Source organism: Halomonas sp. S3-1-1 (genome assembly GCF_023757625.1).
Lineage (GTDB): Bacteria > Pseudomonadota > Gammaproteobacteria > Pseudomonadales > Halomonadaceae > Vreelandella.
Map to the genome: position 1 here is coordinate 19,003 of NZ_JALGBZ010000004.1, position 17,364 is coordinate 36,366.

The following is a 17,364-nucleotide window of genomic DNA, read 5'->3' on the forward strand; positions in this document are numbered from 1 at the left end:
CGAGATGCTGGATAACGAGCTCAAGGCGAGTATCCAAACGGCCTACCGTCAGGTGGTTGAGGAGCTGTCGCTGACGCCGCGCTACGGCCAGCGGTTGATGATCGCCGAAATCGCCCGTACTCTGGGCGATATAGAGGTCGATGACGAGGGCAAGCGCGTCAGCGACCAGCACGTGTGCGTGCTGGAAGCGGGCACCGGTACTGGCAAGACGCTGGCCTATCTGATTTCGGCGCTGCCGGTTGCCAAGGCGCGCGGCAAGCGCCTGATCGTCTCGACCGCTACGGTCGCCCTTCAGGAGCAGGTGCTCAACCAGGACCTGCCGGCGCTCTCTCGTCACAGCGGGCTGTCGTTCAAGTACGCTTTGGCCAAGGGGCGGGGGCGCTACGTCTGCGTGGCGCGCCTGGACCAGGCGCTGGAAGGCGTCGAACCCAACCCGACCCATTCGTTGTTCGAGCAGTCGCTGGCCGAGCAGGGCAGCGAGTTTACCGTGCTGGCCACCGATATGGCGGAATCCTACGGCAGCGGCACCTGGGAGGGCGACCGCGATAACTGGCCGGTGTCGATCGACGACAGCCACTGGCGGCGCCTGACCGTCGATCATCGCCAGTGCACCGGCCGGCGCTGCGGCCACTTTGGCGCCTGCGCCTTTTTTCGTTCGCGTCGCGAGCTCGAAAACGCCGATATCATCGTCGCCAATCACGACCTGGTACTGGCGGATTTGGCACTCGGCGGCGGGGCGATTCTGCCGGACCCGGCGGAGTGCATCTTCGTGTTCGACGAGGGCCACCACCTGCCGGACAAGGCGCTTTCCCACTTTGCCCACCGCTTTGCGGTCAACGCCTGCCTACGCTGGCTGGGCACGCTGAAGTCGAGCCTTGGCGAGTTGAATACGGGGCTGGGCGGTCAGCCCACCATTGCGCGGCTTCTGGCAGGGCTTCCCGAACTCTTACGCGGGCTCGAACCGGCACTGGGCGACGTGTTCAGCCTGGGCCACCAGCTCGCCGGGCGGGATCGCGGGCTCAAGGACGATGAGTCTCTGCACCAGTTTCGCTTCGAGAAGGGGCAACTTCCCGAGGCGCTCAGAGAGCAGGCGAGTCAACTGGTCACTCAGTTCGCGACCCTCTCACGGGCGCTCGAGAGCATCAGTGACATTCTGCGCGAAACCCTGGATCCGGATAAGCAAACGGGCCTTGAGCGTGAGCAGGCTGAAAGCTGGCTGCCGTTGGTGGCGCTGCTACACGGGCGAAGCCTGGACGCCCATGCGCTGTGGCAAAGCATGAGCGAGCAGGACCCGCCCGGAGCCGTACCAAGCGCGCGCTGGGTCACCCTGAGCCGCTCTGGCAGCGAGCCGGAGATCGAGTTTTCCGCAAGCCCGGTATCCGCGGCGCATACGCTGGCCAAACACCTGTGGGGGCGCTGCCACGGCGCGGTGGTGACCTCGGCCACGCTGACCGCGCTTGGGCGCTTCGAGCGCCTTCAGGAGCGCGCGGGGCTGGCCAATCGCTACCGCTATCAGGCGCTGCCAAGCCCCTTCGACTACGCCAACGCGGTGCTGAGAGTGCCGCCGGAGGCGGTGGATCCTGGAGACCGTGATGCCCACGAGCGCGCCATCGTTACCTTCGTCGAATCGCTCGGCGAGCGCGAGGCGGCGCTGGTACTTTTCTCCTCGCGCGCCCAGCTCAGAGCGGTCGAAAAGGCGCTAACGGAGAAGACTCGCGAGCGCGTGCTGGCCCAGGACGCGCTGCCCAAGCGCGAGCTGATCGAACGCCACCGGGCTGCGGTGGATCGGCGCGAGGGCAGTATCATCTTCGGCCTGGCAAGCTTTGCCGAGGGCATCGATCTACCTGGCCACTATCTGACACACGTGGTCATTACCAGGCTGCCCTTCGCGGTACCGGACGACCCGGTGGGAGCGACACTTGCCGAGTGGATCGAAAGCCAGGGCGGCAATCCGTTCATGCGCATCAGCGTGCCGGACGCCTCGATCAAGCTGGTCCAGGCCTGCGGCCGGCTGATTCGCAAGGAGAGCGACCAGGGCGTGATCACGCTTTTGGACCGGCGAGTGATCACCCGCCGCTACGGCCAGGCGCTGCTGGACGCGCTGCCGCCGTTTCGCCGCGAGATCAGCGCTTGACGCCACGAGGGTCGGCATAAGGTTTGTCGATAAAAGCCGTACAAAAAACGCCCTGCGATTGCTCGCAGGGCGTTTTTTCGTGGCATCACGTTAGCGGCGCGCTATTTGCGCTTGACAAGCACCGGGACGAGCTTGTCGTTCATCTTTTTGAACGCTTCCACCGTGGTATCCCAGTCGATGCAGGCGTCGGTGATCGATACGCCGTAGGTGAGCTGGCTGGTATCCGCCGTGAGCTTTTGGTTACCCCAGCCCAGGTTGGATTCGACCATCAGGCCCATGATCGAGGTGTTGCCTTCGAGGATCTGGTGGGTGACGTTTTCCAGTACCAGCGGCTGCAGCGCGGCATCTTTGTTGGAGTTGGCGTGAGAGCAGTCGATCATGATATTGGCTGAGAGCTTGGCCTTGGCCAGTTCCTTCTCGGCAAGGGCGACGCTGACGCTATCGTAGTTGGGTTTGCCGTTACCGCCGCGTAGCACCACGTGGCCGTAGGCGTTGCCGCGGGTGCGAATGATCGCGACTTGGCCTGCCTGGTTGATACCGAGGAAGTTGTGCGGGTTGGCCACCGACTCGAGCGCGTTCATGGCGACATCCAGGCTTCCGTCGGTGCCGTTTTTGAAGCCGACCGGGCAGGAGAGGCCGGAGGCCATTTCGCGATGCGTCTGTGACTCGGTGGTGCGCGCGCCGATCGCCGACCAGCTGATGCAGTCCTGCAGATACTGCGGTGAAATCGGATCCAGCGCCTCGGTGGCCAGCGGCAGGCCGAGTTCCGCAAGCTCCACCAGCAGTTTGCGGGCGATGTGAAGCCCTTCGTCGATCTCGAAGGAGTCGTTCAGGTGAGGGTCGTTGATCAAGCCCTTCCAGCCGACCGTGGTACGCGGCTTCTCGAAGTAAACGCGCATGACGATGTAGAGCGAATCGCTGACCTCATCGGCGAGGGCGCGAAGCTTTTTGGCGTAATCGAGGGCGGCGTCCACATCGTGAATGGAGCAGGGGCCTACCACCATGAGAAGGCGCGGGTCCTTGCCATCCAGAATGTTCTGGATGACCTGGCGGCCCTCGATGACGGTTTTTTCGGCTTTCTCGGTCAACGGGACCGCAGTTTTCAACGCGTCCGGCGTCGTCAAGACATCCTGAGCCAGAACGTTTAAGTTACTCACTTGCTGATCGGACATGGTGCTTCCTGTACGTATTCGCCTGGGTAAAATTGGGCACTACTATGGCGCGTTGAGAGCGTAAAAATCAATTGTTACGGAACCCGGCGTTAACCGGCGGTGTCTGCTCATGGATTTGTCGCGCGTGGCAATATGCTTGATGCACGGCAGATAACGCGTAACACTACGTGCTTAATGCACCTGCACAGAGCAGTAACGCCTCGACCTCCAGTAGGATAGGTGGTCAAGAGAAAAAACCGACGATAGGGTCGGTAAGGTCAGGCCGCAATCGATACGGGCAACTCTGTTCGAGTCGTTGGGCGGGCCGTATTATAAACCGCTCGGTACGAGTGACGTCCTTGGCCAGTCAGTTTGTTTACGGTCAAAGATTTATTTAATTTGCCCAAGGGACGCTATGTTGCATGCTGTTAAAGCCCGCCTCGGAGGGCGAAAGGTATCAAGGGTCGACGTTAAGCGTTCGAGCCGGGGGAGAGTGTGAATGGGCACTCGTGAAACGGACCAGCAGCTGGTTGAACGTGCCCAAAAAGGTGATTTACGCGCTTTTGATCTGCTGGTGAAAAAATACCAGCACAAGATTATCGGGCTGATCGGTCGCTACGTTCACGACCACGCCGAGGTACAGGATGTCGCTCAGGAGGCATTCATCAAAGCGTATAGGGCGCTTGGCAAGTTTCGCTCGGAAAGCGCTTTTTATACGTGGATGTATCGTATCGCGATCAACACGGCGAAAAACCATCTCGTTTCCCGCGGCCGCCGTCCGCCTGGCAGCGATCTGGATATCGTCGACGCCGAAATGCTCGATCAGAGCGGCCGGCTGGCGGACAGTGAGTCGCCCGAAGCTTCGATCGCACGGGATCAGCTCGAAGCAGCTGTATTCGAGGCGATCGAGCGTCTGCCGGACGATCTTCGCACCGCCATTACGCTTCGCGAGCTCGATGGGCTTGCCTACGAAGATATTGCCCAGGTCATGCAGTGCCCGGTGGGCACGGTGCGTTCGCGCATTTTTCGCGCGCGTGAGGCGGTGGATGAACATATTCGTCCCCTGGTCAGCACCTCGCGTAATAGCCGCGACGACTAAACGTCAGCTGGCGCAGGCTGAGAGAAAATCCCGTAAGCAATTTCACTTTTTTGTGAACTGTCAGCGGTCAACGGCGTCATAGTGCGTGACCAGATTAGCCAGCAGTAACTAGCAAGTATGGCGCGCCGACAGGTTGATCGAGCGATCGATAAAGCCTTGGCTGGGCGCACAAAACTCAAATGTTGGCCTGTGAATACGCTCGCGGCCATACCAATAACTGTGGCTCGAGACGTTTTTAAACACAGCGTGAGGGTGTAAGTATGAGTTTGAATACACGGGAATCACTGTCGGCATTGATGGATGGCGAAAGCGAAGAGCTTGAGCTTCGCCGCGTGCTCAAGTCACTGCCCGAAGAAGCGGGCGCTGCCGAATCCTGGCGCCGCTACCATTTGGCCCGCAGTATGATGCAGCGCGAGCGCTCGGTTGACGTGAGCCTTGACCTCTCCGCCGGCATAATGGCCCAGCTTGAGCGCGAGCTGGCGCCGCATCTCGACGCGCAGCATGAGAAGTCGAGCGTTGGAACTCTTGCAAAGCCCGCCCGCGTTTCGTTTGCTCGTGGCGCAAGCGTGGCCGCTGCGGTGTCATTGATGGTCGTTACCGGCGTGCAGTTTTTGAATAGCGATGGCGGTGTGTCGACCGGCACTCAGGGAGCCAGCGATTTGGCCGCGGCGTCTTCAAACGCTGCTGCTCAGGTGCAGCCGGCAAGCTTGGGTGGTGCCAACGCGGTGGCGTCTTCTGACGTTCCCATGTTCGAGCCAACCGCGTTTCGTGTGAACGGTCAGTCCGGTCGCAGTGGTTTTATGAACGTGAGCGAATCCGGCTTTGGCGCTTCGACGCCAGCGGTGTCCAACGCGGCTCAAACGTTCTCTGCCCCTACCAGTGCTATTGACGCCGATCAAATCAACCTGCTCCAGTCCTACCTCGAGCAGCACGCCCAAGGCGCCGCCGCGGGTAGCGGTGACAGCTGGATGCCGCTCATGCGCTCATCGTCCATCGTAGAGCCGCTCGGTCAGCGCTGAGCGATTAGCATGACCAGCTGTTTATAAAGCATCGATAGCGAGTTGAGGGTGGGGAATGATCGTGAGGTGTGATGCAACGCCGTGGTTTAAAAAAGGGGCGCTATGCGCAGTGACGGTAGCAGTGCTTTCGCTTTCATCGACCGCTCAGGCAAGTAGCGACATCGATCGATCGCCCACTCCGCCCCCATCAGAAGAGAATCGCCAGACCTGCTCCACCCCGATTTTAACCCAGACGCCGAATTCCATCGACGAGTGGCTTATCCGCACGATGCTGGCAAGCCACTGCTATGAATATCAGGCCCGCGCGGTCTCCATCAACAGTATCGGTGTACGTACGCTGGCGCTTTCGCATCGCCTTCAGGATGGGGTGCGTCAGCAGGTCGTTCAGCACCTGGATGGCCCTTCCATTAGCGTCGAGCGCCGCTCTCAGGCCGGCAAGCTGGCTTGGGCACTTCCCGGCGAAAGCGATTTCGATATCTCGATCACACCCCGTGCTTGGGCCGAACACGTCGAAACTTACTACGATGTATCGCTCGAAAACGAAGAGCGGGTTGCGGGACGTGTGGCTTCCAGGCTGCGTTTCGAGCCACACGATGACAATCGCTACGCCCACACCTGGTGGGTCGACGAGGAGACCGGCCTGTTGCTCAAGCACGAGCTGAGCGATACGCAGTCCCGCGTGGTCGAAACCTTTCAGATGACCCAGCTTCAATCGCCGTCGCTTTATGAAGGCCCCCTCATGACCGAGCAAGGCGGCTCACTGACGGACCCGGACTGGGACGTTAACTGGCTTCCCGAAGGCTTTGTGGCGCAACCGGCGCAAATCACCAGCAGCAATCCCATGGCGCAGCGCTTCTACAGCGACGGTCTTTCGTCGGTGAGCGTGTTTGCCGCGCCGGCGGGTGACCAGGCCCTCGAAGCGGGCGCGTATACGCTAGGGGTGTCAGGCATCGCGATTGAGCTGGTCGATATCGAAGGCAAGCGCTGGCAACTCGTAGCGATCGGTGAGCTGCCGGCAGGGCAGGTGCGCCGCATCGTGCAGTCTATCGAGTTCGGCGCATCTACCCCTGCCCACGGCTAAACGTACGCCTGCGCCCGACATTTATGTATCGCCCAGCCTGTTTCGAGACGCGGTAAAGCGGTTAGCAGGCAAATGGAACGTTTTTTACGGCGGTGAGTCTTTAATCTGCTTGATGGCTCGATGAGCCGAATCCTTTCCCAAGTGTGATTGCTGTTTGAACGAGGAGCTTTATCCCATGAGGCGTTCGGTTGTTTCCTACTCGCTTTGGCTATGCATGACGGCGCTACTGATAATGGGCCAATCGGCCTACGCGCAGAACCTCCCCGATTTTACCGCGCTGGTCGAAGACGCTGCCCCGGGCGTGGTCAACATTTCAACCAGTCGAACGGTCCAGCGAAGCGGCGCCGAGATGCGCGGCTTTGGCGGTCAGGATATTCCCGAGATTTTCCGTCACTTCTTCGGCGACAGCTTCCCGACACCGCCTGGAGAGCAGGGGCGCGGTCGCAGCGAAGAGCGTCAGTCTCTGGGCTCCGGTTTCGTGATTAGCGCCGATGGTTACGTGCTGACCAACGCTCATGTGGTGCAGGATGCGGACGAAATTCTCGTGCGTTTGAACGACCGACGTGAGCTTTCCGCCGAGTTGATCGGCAGCGACCAGCAAACCGACGTGGCGCTTTTGAAAATCGACGCCAACAACCTGCCGGTACTCAATCTGGGCGACTCCGACGAGCTTCAGGTTGGCGAGTGGGTAGCGGCCATCGGATCGCCTTTTGGGTTCGACCACTCGGTGACCGCGGGTATCGTCAGCGCGATCAATCGTACGCTGCCGCGCGATGCCTACGTGCCTTTCATTCAAACCGATGTCGCGATCAACCCGGGCAACTCTGGCGGGCCACTTTTCAATCTCGAAGGCGAGGTCATCGGCATCAACTCCCAAATTTTCACCCGCAGCGGTGGCTTCATGGGCCTCTCCTTCGCCATTCCGATCAACGTGGCGATGGACGTGGCCGACCAGCTGCGTGAGGAGGGCCACGTCAACCGCGGCTGGCTGGGCGTCATGATTCAGCCCGTCTCCCGCGATCTGGCCGAATCCTTTGGCATGGACGATGCCATCGGCGCGCTCGTCGCGGATCTGGACCCGGAAGGCCCGGCGGCGGAAGGCGGCCTTCAGGCCGGAGACGTAATCGTTGGCGTCAACGGTGAAGAGGTGGATCGGTCCAGCGCTTTACCGCGTCTGATCGGCCGCGTTTCCCCGGGAAGCGACGTGTCGCTGGCGGTCATCCGCGACGGTGAAGAGATCGAACAGACCGTTCAACTGGGCAGCTGGCCGGAGTCCGAGCAGGCAAGCGCCGCGAATGGCAGCAACGATCAAACCCGTTTGGGCGTGAGCGTGGGCGAAGTAAGCGAAGAGCTGCAGGAGCGTTTGAGCATTAGCGGCGGCGTGGAAGTGCGCCAGGTCGAGGCGGGCAGCGTTGCCGCTGACGCCGGCATTCAGTCAGGCGATGTCCTTGTCAGCGTCGATCACAAGAGCGTCGGGTCTGCCGAGGAGCTTGCAGACATCGTCGAGTCGCTGCCCAACGACCGCGCCATTCCGGTGCGCCTCTACCGTGATGGCCGCTCGCTGTTCATCGCGCTGCGCTTGCAGGAGTAAGCGGCTTTACTCGGAACACGCCGAGTAGATGCCATGTGCTCGTTAACGCCCCGGCCCGCCGGGGCGTTTTGCCACCTGCGGTTTGACCGCCTGGCGCGTGCAGCGTGTTAGCCGGGCGAGCGCGGCGCAATGAACATGGCACCCGCGTCTTGCTAACGGTACAATGCTGCCAATTATTCATTGCACGTTGCCGTGTAATTTTTTTGTACCGTACAGGGCTTCGTACATACCCCGGATTGCAAAGCGTAATGTCATCAGAAAATACTAGTAAAATTAAGCATATACGGAATTTCTCGATCATTGCTCACATCGATCACGGCAAGTCTACGCTGTCGGATCGTTTGATTCAGACCTGCGGGGGCTTGACCGATCGTGAGCTCAAGGAGCAGGTGCTCGATTCCATGGATATCGAGCGCGAGCGGGGTATCACCATCAAGGCGCAGTCGGTGACGCTTGACTACACCGCCGCCGACGGCAGCGTCTATCAGCTCAACTTCATCGACACCCCCGGTCACGTCGATTTCTCATACGAAGTCTCCCGCTCGCTCTATGCCTGCGAAGGCGCTCTGCTGGTCGTCGATGCGGCCCAGGGCGTCGAGGCGCAGTCGGTGGCCAACTGCTACACCGCCATTGAGCAGGGCCTCGAGGTGCTGCCGGTGCTCAACAAGATCGACCTGCCCCAGGCCGACCCGGACCGCGTCGGCCACGAAATCGAAGAGATCATTGGGCTCGACGCCACCGACGCCTGCCAGGTATCGGCGAAAAGCGGCATCGGCATCGAAGAGCTTCTGGAGCGGCTAGTGCGTGACATTCCGCCGCCCAAGGGCGATCCGGACGCGCCGCTTCAGGCGCTGATCATCGACTCCTGGTTCGATAACTACCTGGGCGTCGTATCGCTGGTGCGTCTTTTCGACGGCACGCTCAAAAAGGGCGACAAGATTCGTATCAAGTCGACCGGGCGCGACTGGAATACCTCGGAAGTCGGTATCTTCACGCCGCTGCGAAAGGAGACCGGCATGCTGCGCGCCGGCGAAGTCGGCTTCATCGTTGCCGGTATCAAGGAAATTCACGGCGCGCCGGTCGGTGATACCATCACCCATACCAAATCGCCGGACGTGGCCCGGCTGCCCGGTTTTCAAAAGGTCAAGCCCCAGGTCTACGCGGGCATGTTCCCGGTCAGCGCCGACGACTACGAGGATTTTCGCGACGCGCTGGAAAAACTCGCGCTCAACGACGCCTCGCTCGATTACGAGCCGGAAAACTCCGACGCGCTGGGCTTTGGTTTTCGCGTCGGCTTTCTGGGCACGCTCCACATGGAGATCGTTCAGGAGCGCCTTGAGCGCGAGTACGACCTCGATCTGCTTACCACCGCGCCCACGGTGGTTTACGAGCTCGCGATGAAAAACGGCGACGTCAACTACGTCTCTAACCCCTCGAAGCTGCCCGACATGGCGGATGTCGACGAGATGCGTGAGCCGGTGGTGCGGGCGAGTATTCTCGTGCCCCAGGACTACGTCGGCAACGTGATCACCGAGTGCGAGCAGCGCCGCGGCACGCAGCGCGACATGCAGTTTCTGGGTAGCCAAATCCAGCTCACTTATGAGCTTCCGATGTCGGAAGTGGTGATGGACTTTTTCGACCGTCTCAAGTCGATCTCCAAGGGCTATGCCTCGCTCGAGTACAACTTCGAGCGCTTCGAGGCGGCGAAGCTCGTGCGGCTGGACGTCCTGATCAACGGTGACAAGGTCGACGCGCTGGCGGTGATTATTCACCGCGATCACGCCCACTCCCGCGGGCGCCTGCTGGTCGAGAAGATGCGCGAGCTGATTCCGCGCCAGATGTTCGACGTGGCGATCCAGGCGGCCATCGGCGGCCAGGTCGTGGCGCGCTCCACCGTTAAGGCGCTGCGTAAGAACGTCACCGCCAAGTGCTACGGCGGCGATGTCAGCCGTAAGAAAAAGCTGCTGGAGAAGCAGAAGGCGGGTAAGAAACGGATGAAGCAGGTCGGGCGTGTGGAAATCCCTCAGGATGCCTTCCTTGCTGTGCTCAAGGTCAACGACTAGGAAGACGACACCCTCATGGATTTTTCACTACTACTGGTACTGGCCGTCGCAATCACCGGGGTCATCTACTTGCTCGACGCCCTGTGGTTTCGCCCGCGTCGCCGCCGCCGCCTGAATAATGCCGAACAGGCCGCCCAGGGCGAGCTCGATGCAACCACCCGCGCCAAGCTCGAAAAAGAGTCCTGGCCGGTCGATTACTCGCGCTCGCTGTTTCCGGTGCTGCTGGTCGTGCTGGTAGTCAGAAGCTTCATTGTCGAGCCGTTCCAGATTCCCTCCGGCTCCATGCGGCCAACGCTCGAAGTGGGCGATTTCATTCTGGTCAACAAGTTCGCCTACGGGTTGCGCCTGCCGGTGATCAACGAGCGCTTCGTCGAAGTCGGCGACCCCGAGCGTGGCGATGTCATGGTGTTTCGATTCCCCGACGAGCCATCGGTAAACTTCATCAAGCGCGTAGTGGGCCTGCCCGGCGATCGCGTTCGCTACGAGGGCAAGCAGCTCTACATCAACGGCGAGCCGGTCGCTAAAACGCTGATCGAGGAGGGGCCCGCCGCCTCGCCGCAGCAGCTATTATTGAATGAGCGGTTGGGGCCGATCAGCCACGCCATCTACAACAATCCTCGCGACCCGGGCCCGCAGATGGGCGAAGTCATCGTGCCCGAGGGCGAGTATTTCATGATGGGTGATAACCGCGACCAGTCCAACGACAGCCGCTACTGGGGGTTCGTGCCGGAGGAGAACATCGTCGGGCGCGCCTTTGCCGTCTGGATGCACTGGGACGGCGGACTGCCCAGTTTTTCGAGCGTAAGGCGAATCGAATGAGTCGCACCGCCCAGGTCAACGTCGAAGACGTAGGAGCATCGTGAGTAATTCCCTGAACGCTTTTTGCCGACGAATCGGCTACACCTTTGGCGACGAGTCGCTTCTGGAACTGGCGATGACCCACCGCAGTTTCGGTGGGCGCAACAACGAGCGCCTGGAGTTTCTGGGTGACTCGATCGTCAATTTCGTCATCGCCGAGGCGCTTTTCGAGCGCTTCCCCCAAGCCCGTGAGGGCCAGCTTTCTCGCCTGCGCGCGCGCCTGGTCAAGGGCCAAACTCTGGCAGAGCTTGCCCGGGAAATGGCCTTTGGCGAGTGTTTACGGCTGGGCTCCGGCGAGATGAAAAGCGGCGGGCACCGGCGCGAGTCGATTCTGGCCGACGCGGTCGAGGCGGTGATCGGCGCCATCTACCTCGACGCCGGTATGGACGCGGTGCGCGAGCGCGTACTTGCCTGGTATCTGGAGCGCCTCGAGAGCACCTCGCTTCAGGATACCCAAAAGGACCCGAAGACCCGTCTGCAGGAGTTTCTGCAGTCGCGCCAGGCGGCGCTTCCACGCTATGAAGTCGTCTCCGTGAAAGGTGAGGCACACGCTCAGACCTTTACCGTCGAATGCTATATCGATCTTTTGAGCGAGCATACGACCGGTAAGGGCCCCAGCCGTCGTCACGCCGAGCAGCAAGCCGCCGAACAGGCGCTCACTCATCTTGAAAAAACTCCCGGAGATTCCGCATCATGAGTCAAACCTGCGGCTTTGTGGCCATCGTTGGGCGGCCTAACGTAGGCAAATCGACCCTCATGAATCGTATTCTGGGCCAGAAGGTGTCCATCACCTCCCGACGCCCGCAAACCACGCGCCATCAGGTCATGGGCATCAAGACGGTTGACGAGACCCAGTTCATCTATGTCGATACCCCGGGCATGCACATCATGTCCAAGGATCGTAACAAGGCGATCAACCGCTTCATGAACCAGGCAGCTACCCAGGCGCTGCGCGACGTCGACTGCGTGGTGTTCATCATAGACCGCACGCGCTGGACCGAGGAAGACCAGGCAGTGCTGGCGCGCCTGGAGCACGTCAAGGCGCCGGTGGTGCTTGCGGTCAACAAGGTGGACCGTCTGCAGGACAAGGCCTCGCTACTGCCCTGGCTTGAGGAGGTCGGCGCGCGTCGCGAGTTTGCCGCGGTGATTCCGATTTCCGCCAAGCACGGCACCCAAGTTGAGGCCTTGGAAGAGGAGGTCGCCAAACACCTGCCGGAGAGTATTCACTTCTTCCCGGACGATCAGATCACCGATCGCAGCCTTCGCTTCATGGCCGCCGAGCTTGTGCGCGAAAAAGTCATGCGCCAGCTCGGCGATGAGCTGCCGTATCAGATGACCGTAGAGATCGAAGAGTTCCGCGAGACCGAGCGCGTCACTCACATCAGCGCCCTGATCCTGGTGGAGCGTCAGGGCCAAAAAGTCATTTTGATCGGCGAAAACGGCGAACGCATCAAGAGCATCGGTCGCGAGGCGCGCCTGGACATGGAGCGAACGCTCGGCACCAAGGTGATGCTCAACCTGTGGGTGAAGGTCAAGCGCGGCTGGTCCGACGACGACCGGGCGCTTAAAAGCCTGGGCTACGATCTCGATTGAGCAAGCCCGCCATGGCCGAGCCCGCGTTTTTGCTCCACCGGCGGCCTTACCGCGAAACCAGCGCGTTGGTGGATCTGCTGACGCTGAACCACGGGCGCATCCGGGCGGTGGCCCACGGCGGCCAGCGCCCGGGCTCCAAATCCCGCCAGCGTCTGCAGCCGTTCACGCCGCTGTTCGTGGCTTGGCGCGGCGATCACGAACTTAAGCGTCTGACCCTGATGGAATCGCGCGGGCAAACGGCGCTGCTGGTGGGGGAAGGGCTTCTTTGCGGGCTCTACGCCAACGAAATCGCCACGCGTCTGCTGCCTTTGGAGCTCGCTGCCGAGGAGGTATTCGCCTTCTATAGCGCGCTGCTCGACGCGCTGCCCCAGCCGGGCGGCCGGGCGTTGGCGCTTCGCCGCTTCGAGTGGGCGCTGCTTGATGCGCTCGGGGCGACGCCGCGCTTCACCACCCCGGAAGGCGACGCTCTCGACCCTCAGGGGCGCTACCGCTTCGAGTCGCAAAGCCGCGCCTTCGTGGCCTTTGACCGGGGCATCGAAGGCCGGGCGCTGCGCCTTCTCGACCAGGGCGACTGGACCCCGGACGGGCTTTCCGGGGCGCTCAAGGCGGTCATGCGCGCCGCACTCGCGCCGCATCTGGGGTCAAAGCCCTTGCGCTCGCGCGAACTGATGGTGGATCTGGCCCGGCGCCGCTTGAAGCAGGGCGAGTCCTGAACACTCCCCGGTATTTAGCGCTTTAAGTTTTGGTTTTTACAACGTCAATTTTTAACCGACGCATTCACTTTCGGATCACGTACTGGAGAGCGCCATGCACCCCCCGCGGATTTTACTCGGTGTCAATATCGATCACATCGCCACGCTCAGACAGGCCCGCGGTACGCGCTACCCGGACCCGGTGCAGGCCGCACTGCTGGCAGAAGAAGCCGGCGCTGACGGCATCACGGTCCACCTGCGCGAAGATCGCCGCCATATCCAGCCGCGGGACGTACGCCTTTTGGCCGAGGTGCTCAATACGCGCATGAACCTTGAAATGGCGGTGACCGAAGAGATGCTCACGCTTGCCGAAGAGCTTAAACCGGCCCACGTTTGCCTGGTGCCGGAGAAGCGCGAGGAGCTGACGACCGAAGGTGGGCTGGACGTGGTAGGCGGCTTCGATCAAATTCAAACCGCCTGCGAGCGTTTGGCCCGCGCCGGCTGCGACGTATCGCTGTTCATCGACCCGGAGGTTGAGCAGATCGATGCCGCGCAACGCGCCGGGGCGCCGACCATCGAGCTGCATACCGGCGCCTTTGCCGAAGCGGTCATGGGCTCGCAAGCCGCCAACGACGAATATGCCCGTCTCAACGCTGCGGCGATCCATGCGGTGTCGCTGGGGCTGGTGGTCAACGCGGGCCACGGCCTTCACTACCATAACGCCGAGGCGATCGCCGCGCTTCCCGGTGTCAACGAACTGAACATCGGCCACGCCATCATTGCCCGCGCGCTGTTCGTCGGGCTCAAGGAGGCGGTGGTGGAAATGAAGCGTTTGATCATCGCCGGTCAGGAAGCGGGGCTGATGGCCGCGCTCGATGATCACGAGCACGATCACTACCACGACCATGCGAACGGCTGCTGCGGGCACTGAGCGTGATCGTTGGTATCGGGTCGGACATTGCGCGGATCGCACGCTTTGAAACTGCCGTGGCGCGCCACGGTGAACGCTTTGCCGCGCGCATTCTGGGCCCTGCGGAGCACGAGAGCTGGGTGAGCCGACACCGTTCGCCGGCGTATCTGGCAAAGCGCTTCGCGGCCAAGGAGGCCTTCGTTAAGGCGCTGGGGCTTGGCCTTCGCGCCGGGATGCAGTGGCGCGAAATCCAGGTACTCAACGATGCGCTCGGCAAGCCCGTTCTCGAGCTTGCCGGCGAAGCCAAGCGGTTTTTTGAGCAAAGCGGTGCCCAAAGCGCCTACGTGTCGATCAGCGACGAGGCGGAGTACGCGCTCGCCTTCGTCGTACTCGAACGCTGACGGGGCGGTCAAACGAGCATGAAGCGCTGGGCGCTCAGCGCCCGGATTTCGTCGAGCAGGGCCATCGCCTGCGCCTCCAGAGCTTTTGAGATCCGGGACGATTCATCGAAATCATGGCGGTGAAGCGCTTGCTCGAGCTCGGAGGCTGCCTCACCGAGTGCCGGGGCGCCGCAATAACGACAGGCGCCGTTGAGCGCGTGAACCGCTTCGAGCAGCGCTTCATGATCGTTCTCCTCGAGGGCCTGCTCGATCTGCGCCTTGCTTTGGGTGAGACTATCGATCAAAAGCAGTAGCTGGCGCTTGGCGAAAGCCTCGTTTCCACCGGCCCGGGCAGCGCCCAGCGCCAAATCTAGCGCGGGCGGTGCGCTGCTCGTTTTGAACTTGCCGGCCTCAATCACCTCATCGGCCGGCGGCGCTAGCCTCATGCCCAAAAAGCGGTGGGTCAGTTTCTCCAGCGCGGCTTCGTCCACGGGTTTTAGCAGCACATCGTCGATGCCTTGGGCGAGCCAGCGCTGGCGCTGGTGATCCGGTACGTGAGCGGTGACCGCAACGATCGGGCAGCGTGCCCAGGTACCATCGATCTGGCGAAGCGCCCGGCTGGTCTCGAGCCCGTCGAGCCCCGGCATGCGAATATCCATCAGCACCAGATCGAAGTAGCGCACCCGCGCGTAGTCGAGCGCGCTATGGCCGCTGTCGGCCAGCGTCACCTCCAAGCGCTCGCTTTCCAGCAGCGCCTTGAGCAGCATGCGATTCGCGGCGTTATCGTCCACGATCAGTACGCTGACCGGACCTGTCGCTGCGAGCTCGTCCTCGATTTCGTCAGCCGGTGTGGTGCTGCTGGGAAGCAGTGTTTCAAGTGCCGCGACCATCCGGCGGCGTGTCAACGGTTTGCTGACGATGTCACCGCCAAATGGCAGCGGCCATTCGGGCAGGTCGAGTTGCGCGCCGAGGGCCAGAATCAGAGTGGGGCGCTGCGCCTGCTCGATCACTGACTCCCAGTACTCCCTGCGCGGTGCGACGAAATCTTCCGGGGTGAGCGCCAGCATCAAAAGCGCCGTGTCAGCGGTGTCGGTAAACGACACCGGGCGGGCGCCCCAGTGGGTCAGCCAGTTTTCCAGCATCGCGCGCGTGGTCGGGTGAGGCTCGTGCAGGCGCACTACCGCCTGGTTCAAGTCGAGCGGGGCTCGCGAGCTTACCGCGCTGTGGGCGCGCAGAGGGAGCGTGAACGAGAACCGCGCGCCTTCACCCAGTGCGCTGGCGATCGAAATGTCGCCGCCCATGCGCGCAATCAGCTGGCGGCAGATGCTCAGACCCAGGCCGCTGCCGCCGTACTCTCGCGAGTGGCTGGGGGAGGCCTGGGTAAAGGCATCGAACAGCCCGTGCTGCTGCTCGGCGCTAAGGCCGATCCCTGTATCGCTGACGCTTACGTTGAGCACGACATGCTGGCCTTCTTGCTGCGCAAGCTCGGCGCGCACCACCACGTCTCCTGCGCTAGTGAACTTGATGGCGTTGCCGATCAGGTTGTTGAGCACCTGCTGAAGTCGCATCGGATCGCCGCACAGCGGGGTGGGGATATCGTCGAAGGCAAGGCCCAGTAGATGGAGCCCCTTTCGTTGAGCCTCCGGTGCGTTCAGGCCAATGACGTCATCGACTACCGTCGCCATATCGAACTCCACCTCCTCGAGGCTAAGCTGATCAGCCTCGAGCTTCGAGAAATCGAGCACGTCGTTGACCAGTAACAGCAGGTTGTCGCAGCCGCGGTGGACCTGGCGCAGCCATTCGAGCTGTCGCTTGTCGAGCTCGGAGCGCCCGAGTAGGCGGCAAAATCCGATGATGCCATTGAGCGGCGTGCGGATTTCGTGGCTCATGTTAGCCAGAAACTCGGACTTGACCGCGTTGGCCTTGACCGCGCTACGATGCGCCAAATCCAGTTTGATGCTCTGCTCCTCGACGGTTTCCATCGACTCACAAAGCTCCTTGGTAGCCAGTTCGATCTGGCGCTGCATGTCGCGCTGAAAATGCTGGAGATGCTCGCCAACCTGATTGATGCTTTGCCCTAGCGCGTCGAACTCGACCGCTTCGTGCTTGCCTAAACGGCGCTCGTAATCGCCGTGGGCAAGGCGAAAGAGCGCCTGGTTGGCGCGCTCAATCGGGCGAGTGAGATAGCGGCGCATCGCGCGCCATAAAAGCAGCAAAAGGGCGCCCAGCGCGGCGCCGCCCAGGCTCAGCAGCGCCAACAGCCGGTAGCGCTCCAGGGTCAGCGTGCGGGTGTCGACTTCGGCTTCGAGCCAGCGGCCACTTCCGCCGACGCCTGCTCCGTCGTTGCCGTGATAGACCGATAGCGGAACCTGCAAGCGCCAGATGTTGCGGTCTTCGATGAGGGTGGTGGTGCGCGGCACACTGAGCCGCTGCGCGGCCAGAAGCGGGCGCCCCAGTACCAGTACTCGGTTACCTTTTTCGTCGAACAGCGTCAGCGCCCGCAGATTCTTGTACTCCATGAGCTGGCGCGCCAGGCGCTCCACGCGCGGCTCGTCGCCATCGCTCAGCGCATCGTTGAGCCCCGGCGCCAGCACTTCACTGGCGCTGACCAGTTGCTCGGTAAACAGGCGCTGCTCGGTACCGGCGTTGTGCAGGAGCAGTAGCGCGGCCATGGCGGCGTAAATCAAAAGCGGAATGCCAACCACAGCCAGCAGCGTACGCGTATTCAGGGACATGAAAGAAACTCATTGATTCCGTGGGTTGCCTGTCCAGTCACAGGCAGCCTCGATATAA

The 17,364-nt window shown here is 61.7% G+C and carries 14 protein-coding genes; 12 read left to right on the forward strand and 2 right to left on the reverse strand.

Features of this window, described 5'->3' with window-relative positions:
* The first annotated feature begins 4 nt into the window (after positions 1-4).
* Positions 5-2,134, forward strand: coding sequence for an ATP-dependent DNA helicase DinG (gene dinG / locus MQW23_RS12590; protein ID WP_252108540.1), 2,130 nt, complete (start codon positions 5-7; stop codon positions 2,132-2,134).
* 101 nt (positions 2,135-2,235) lie between these two features.
* On the opposite strand, the gene MQW23_RS12595 is transcribed toward dinG, so the two are convergent.
* A complete protein-coding gene (locus MQW23_RS12595) occupies positions 2,236-3,306 on the reverse strand; it encodes a 3-deoxy-7-phosphoheptulonate synthase (RefSeq protein WP_252108542.1) in 1,071 nt (356 codons plus the stop codon).
* A 478-nt stretch (positions 3,307-3,784) separates the two neighbouring features.
* Between MQW23_RS12595 and rpoE the strand changes: the two genes are divergently transcribed.
* From rpoE to acpS, 11 genes are all read left to right on the forward strand, one after another.
* Positions 3,785-4,384 carry an RNA polymerase sigma factor RpoE gene (rpoE, locus tag MQW23_RS12600; RefSeq protein ID WP_252108544.1) on the forward strand — a complete coding sequence of 200 codons (600 nt, stop codon included), beginning with the start codon at positions 3,785-3,787 and terminating at the stop codon, positions 4,382-4,384.
* A 260-nt stretch (positions 4,385-4,644) separates the two neighbouring features.
* A complete protein-coding gene (locus MQW23_RS12605) occupies positions 4,645-5,403 on the forward strand; it encodes a sigma-E factor negative regulatory protein (RefSeq protein ID WP_252108546.1) in 759 nt (252 codons plus the stop codon).
* A 109-nt stretch (positions 5,404-5,512) separates the two neighbouring features.
* Positions 5,513-6,484 carry a MucB/RseB C-terminal domain-containing protein gene (locus MQW23_RS12610; protein WP_252108548.1) on the forward strand — a complete coding sequence of 324 codons (972 nt, stop codon included), beginning with the start codon at positions 5,513-5,515 and terminating at the stop codon, positions 6,482-6,484.
* 175 nt (positions 6,485-6,659) lie between these two features.
* Positions 6,660-8,075, forward strand: coding sequence for a DegQ family serine endoprotease (locus MQW23_RS12615; RefSeq protein WP_252108550.1), 1,416 nt, complete (start codon positions 6,660-6,662; stop codon positions 8,073-8,075).
* Positions 8,076-8,323: 248 nt separating this feature from the next.
* Positions 8,324-10,138: a translation elongation factor 4 gene (lepA, locus tag MQW23_RS12620; protein ID WP_252108552.1), complete on the forward strand. Its 1,815-nt coding sequence runs from the start codon at positions 8,324-8,326 to the stop codon at positions 10,136-10,138.
* A gap of 15 nt (positions 10,139-10,153) precedes the next feature.
* Entirely contained in the window at positions 10,154-10,957 is an 804-nt protein-coding gene (lepB, locus tag MQW23_RS12625; RefSeq protein WP_252108554.1) for a signal peptidase I, read from the forward strand.
* A gap of 40 nt (positions 10,958-10,997) precedes the next feature.
* The gene (rnc, locus tag MQW23_RS12630; protein ID WP_252108556.1) at positions 10,998-11,693 is read left to right on the forward strand and encodes a ribonuclease III; all 696 of its coding nucleotides are present in this window, start codon (positions 10,998-11,000) and stop codon (positions 11,691-11,693) included.
* Complete coding sequence (gene era / locus MQW23_RS12635; RefSeq protein WP_252108558.1) at positions 11,690-12,589, forward strand: GTPase Era; 900 nt, start codon at positions 11,690-11,692, stop codon at positions 12,587-12,589. The genes rnc and era overlap by 4 nt, the downstream gene beginning before the upstream one ends.
* An 11-nt stretch (positions 12,590-12,600) precedes the next feature.
* A complete protein-coding gene (gene recO, locus MQW23_RS12640) occupies positions 12,601-13,302 on the forward strand; it encodes a DNA repair protein RecO (RefSeq protein ID WP_252108894.1) in 702 nt (233 codons plus the stop codon).
* A 94-nt stretch (positions 13,303-13,396) separates the two neighbouring features.
* Complete coding sequence (gene pdxJ / locus MQW23_RS12645) at positions 13,397-14,212, forward strand: pyridoxine 5'-phosphate synthase (protein ID WP_252108560.1); 816 nt, start codon at positions 13,397-13,399, stop codon at positions 14,210-14,212.
* A 2-nt stretch (positions 14,213-14,214) separates the two neighbouring features.
* Positions 14,215-14,592 carry a holo-ACP synthase gene (acpS, locus tag MQW23_RS12650; RefSeq protein ID WP_252108561.1) on the forward strand — a complete coding sequence of 126 codons (378 nt, stop codon included), beginning with the start codon at positions 14,215-14,217 and terminating at the stop codon, positions 14,590-14,592.
* 8 nt (positions 14,593-14,600) lie between these two features.
* On the opposite strand, the gene MQW23_RS12655 is transcribed toward acpS, so the two are convergent.
* Positions 14,601-17,306 (reverse strand): ATP-binding protein, encoded by a 2,706-nt coding sequence (locus MQW23_RS12655; RefSeq protein ID WP_252108562.1) that lies wholly within the window; start codon positions 17,304-17,306, stop codon positions 14,601-14,603.
* Positions 17,307-17,364 lie beyond the last annotated feature (58 nt).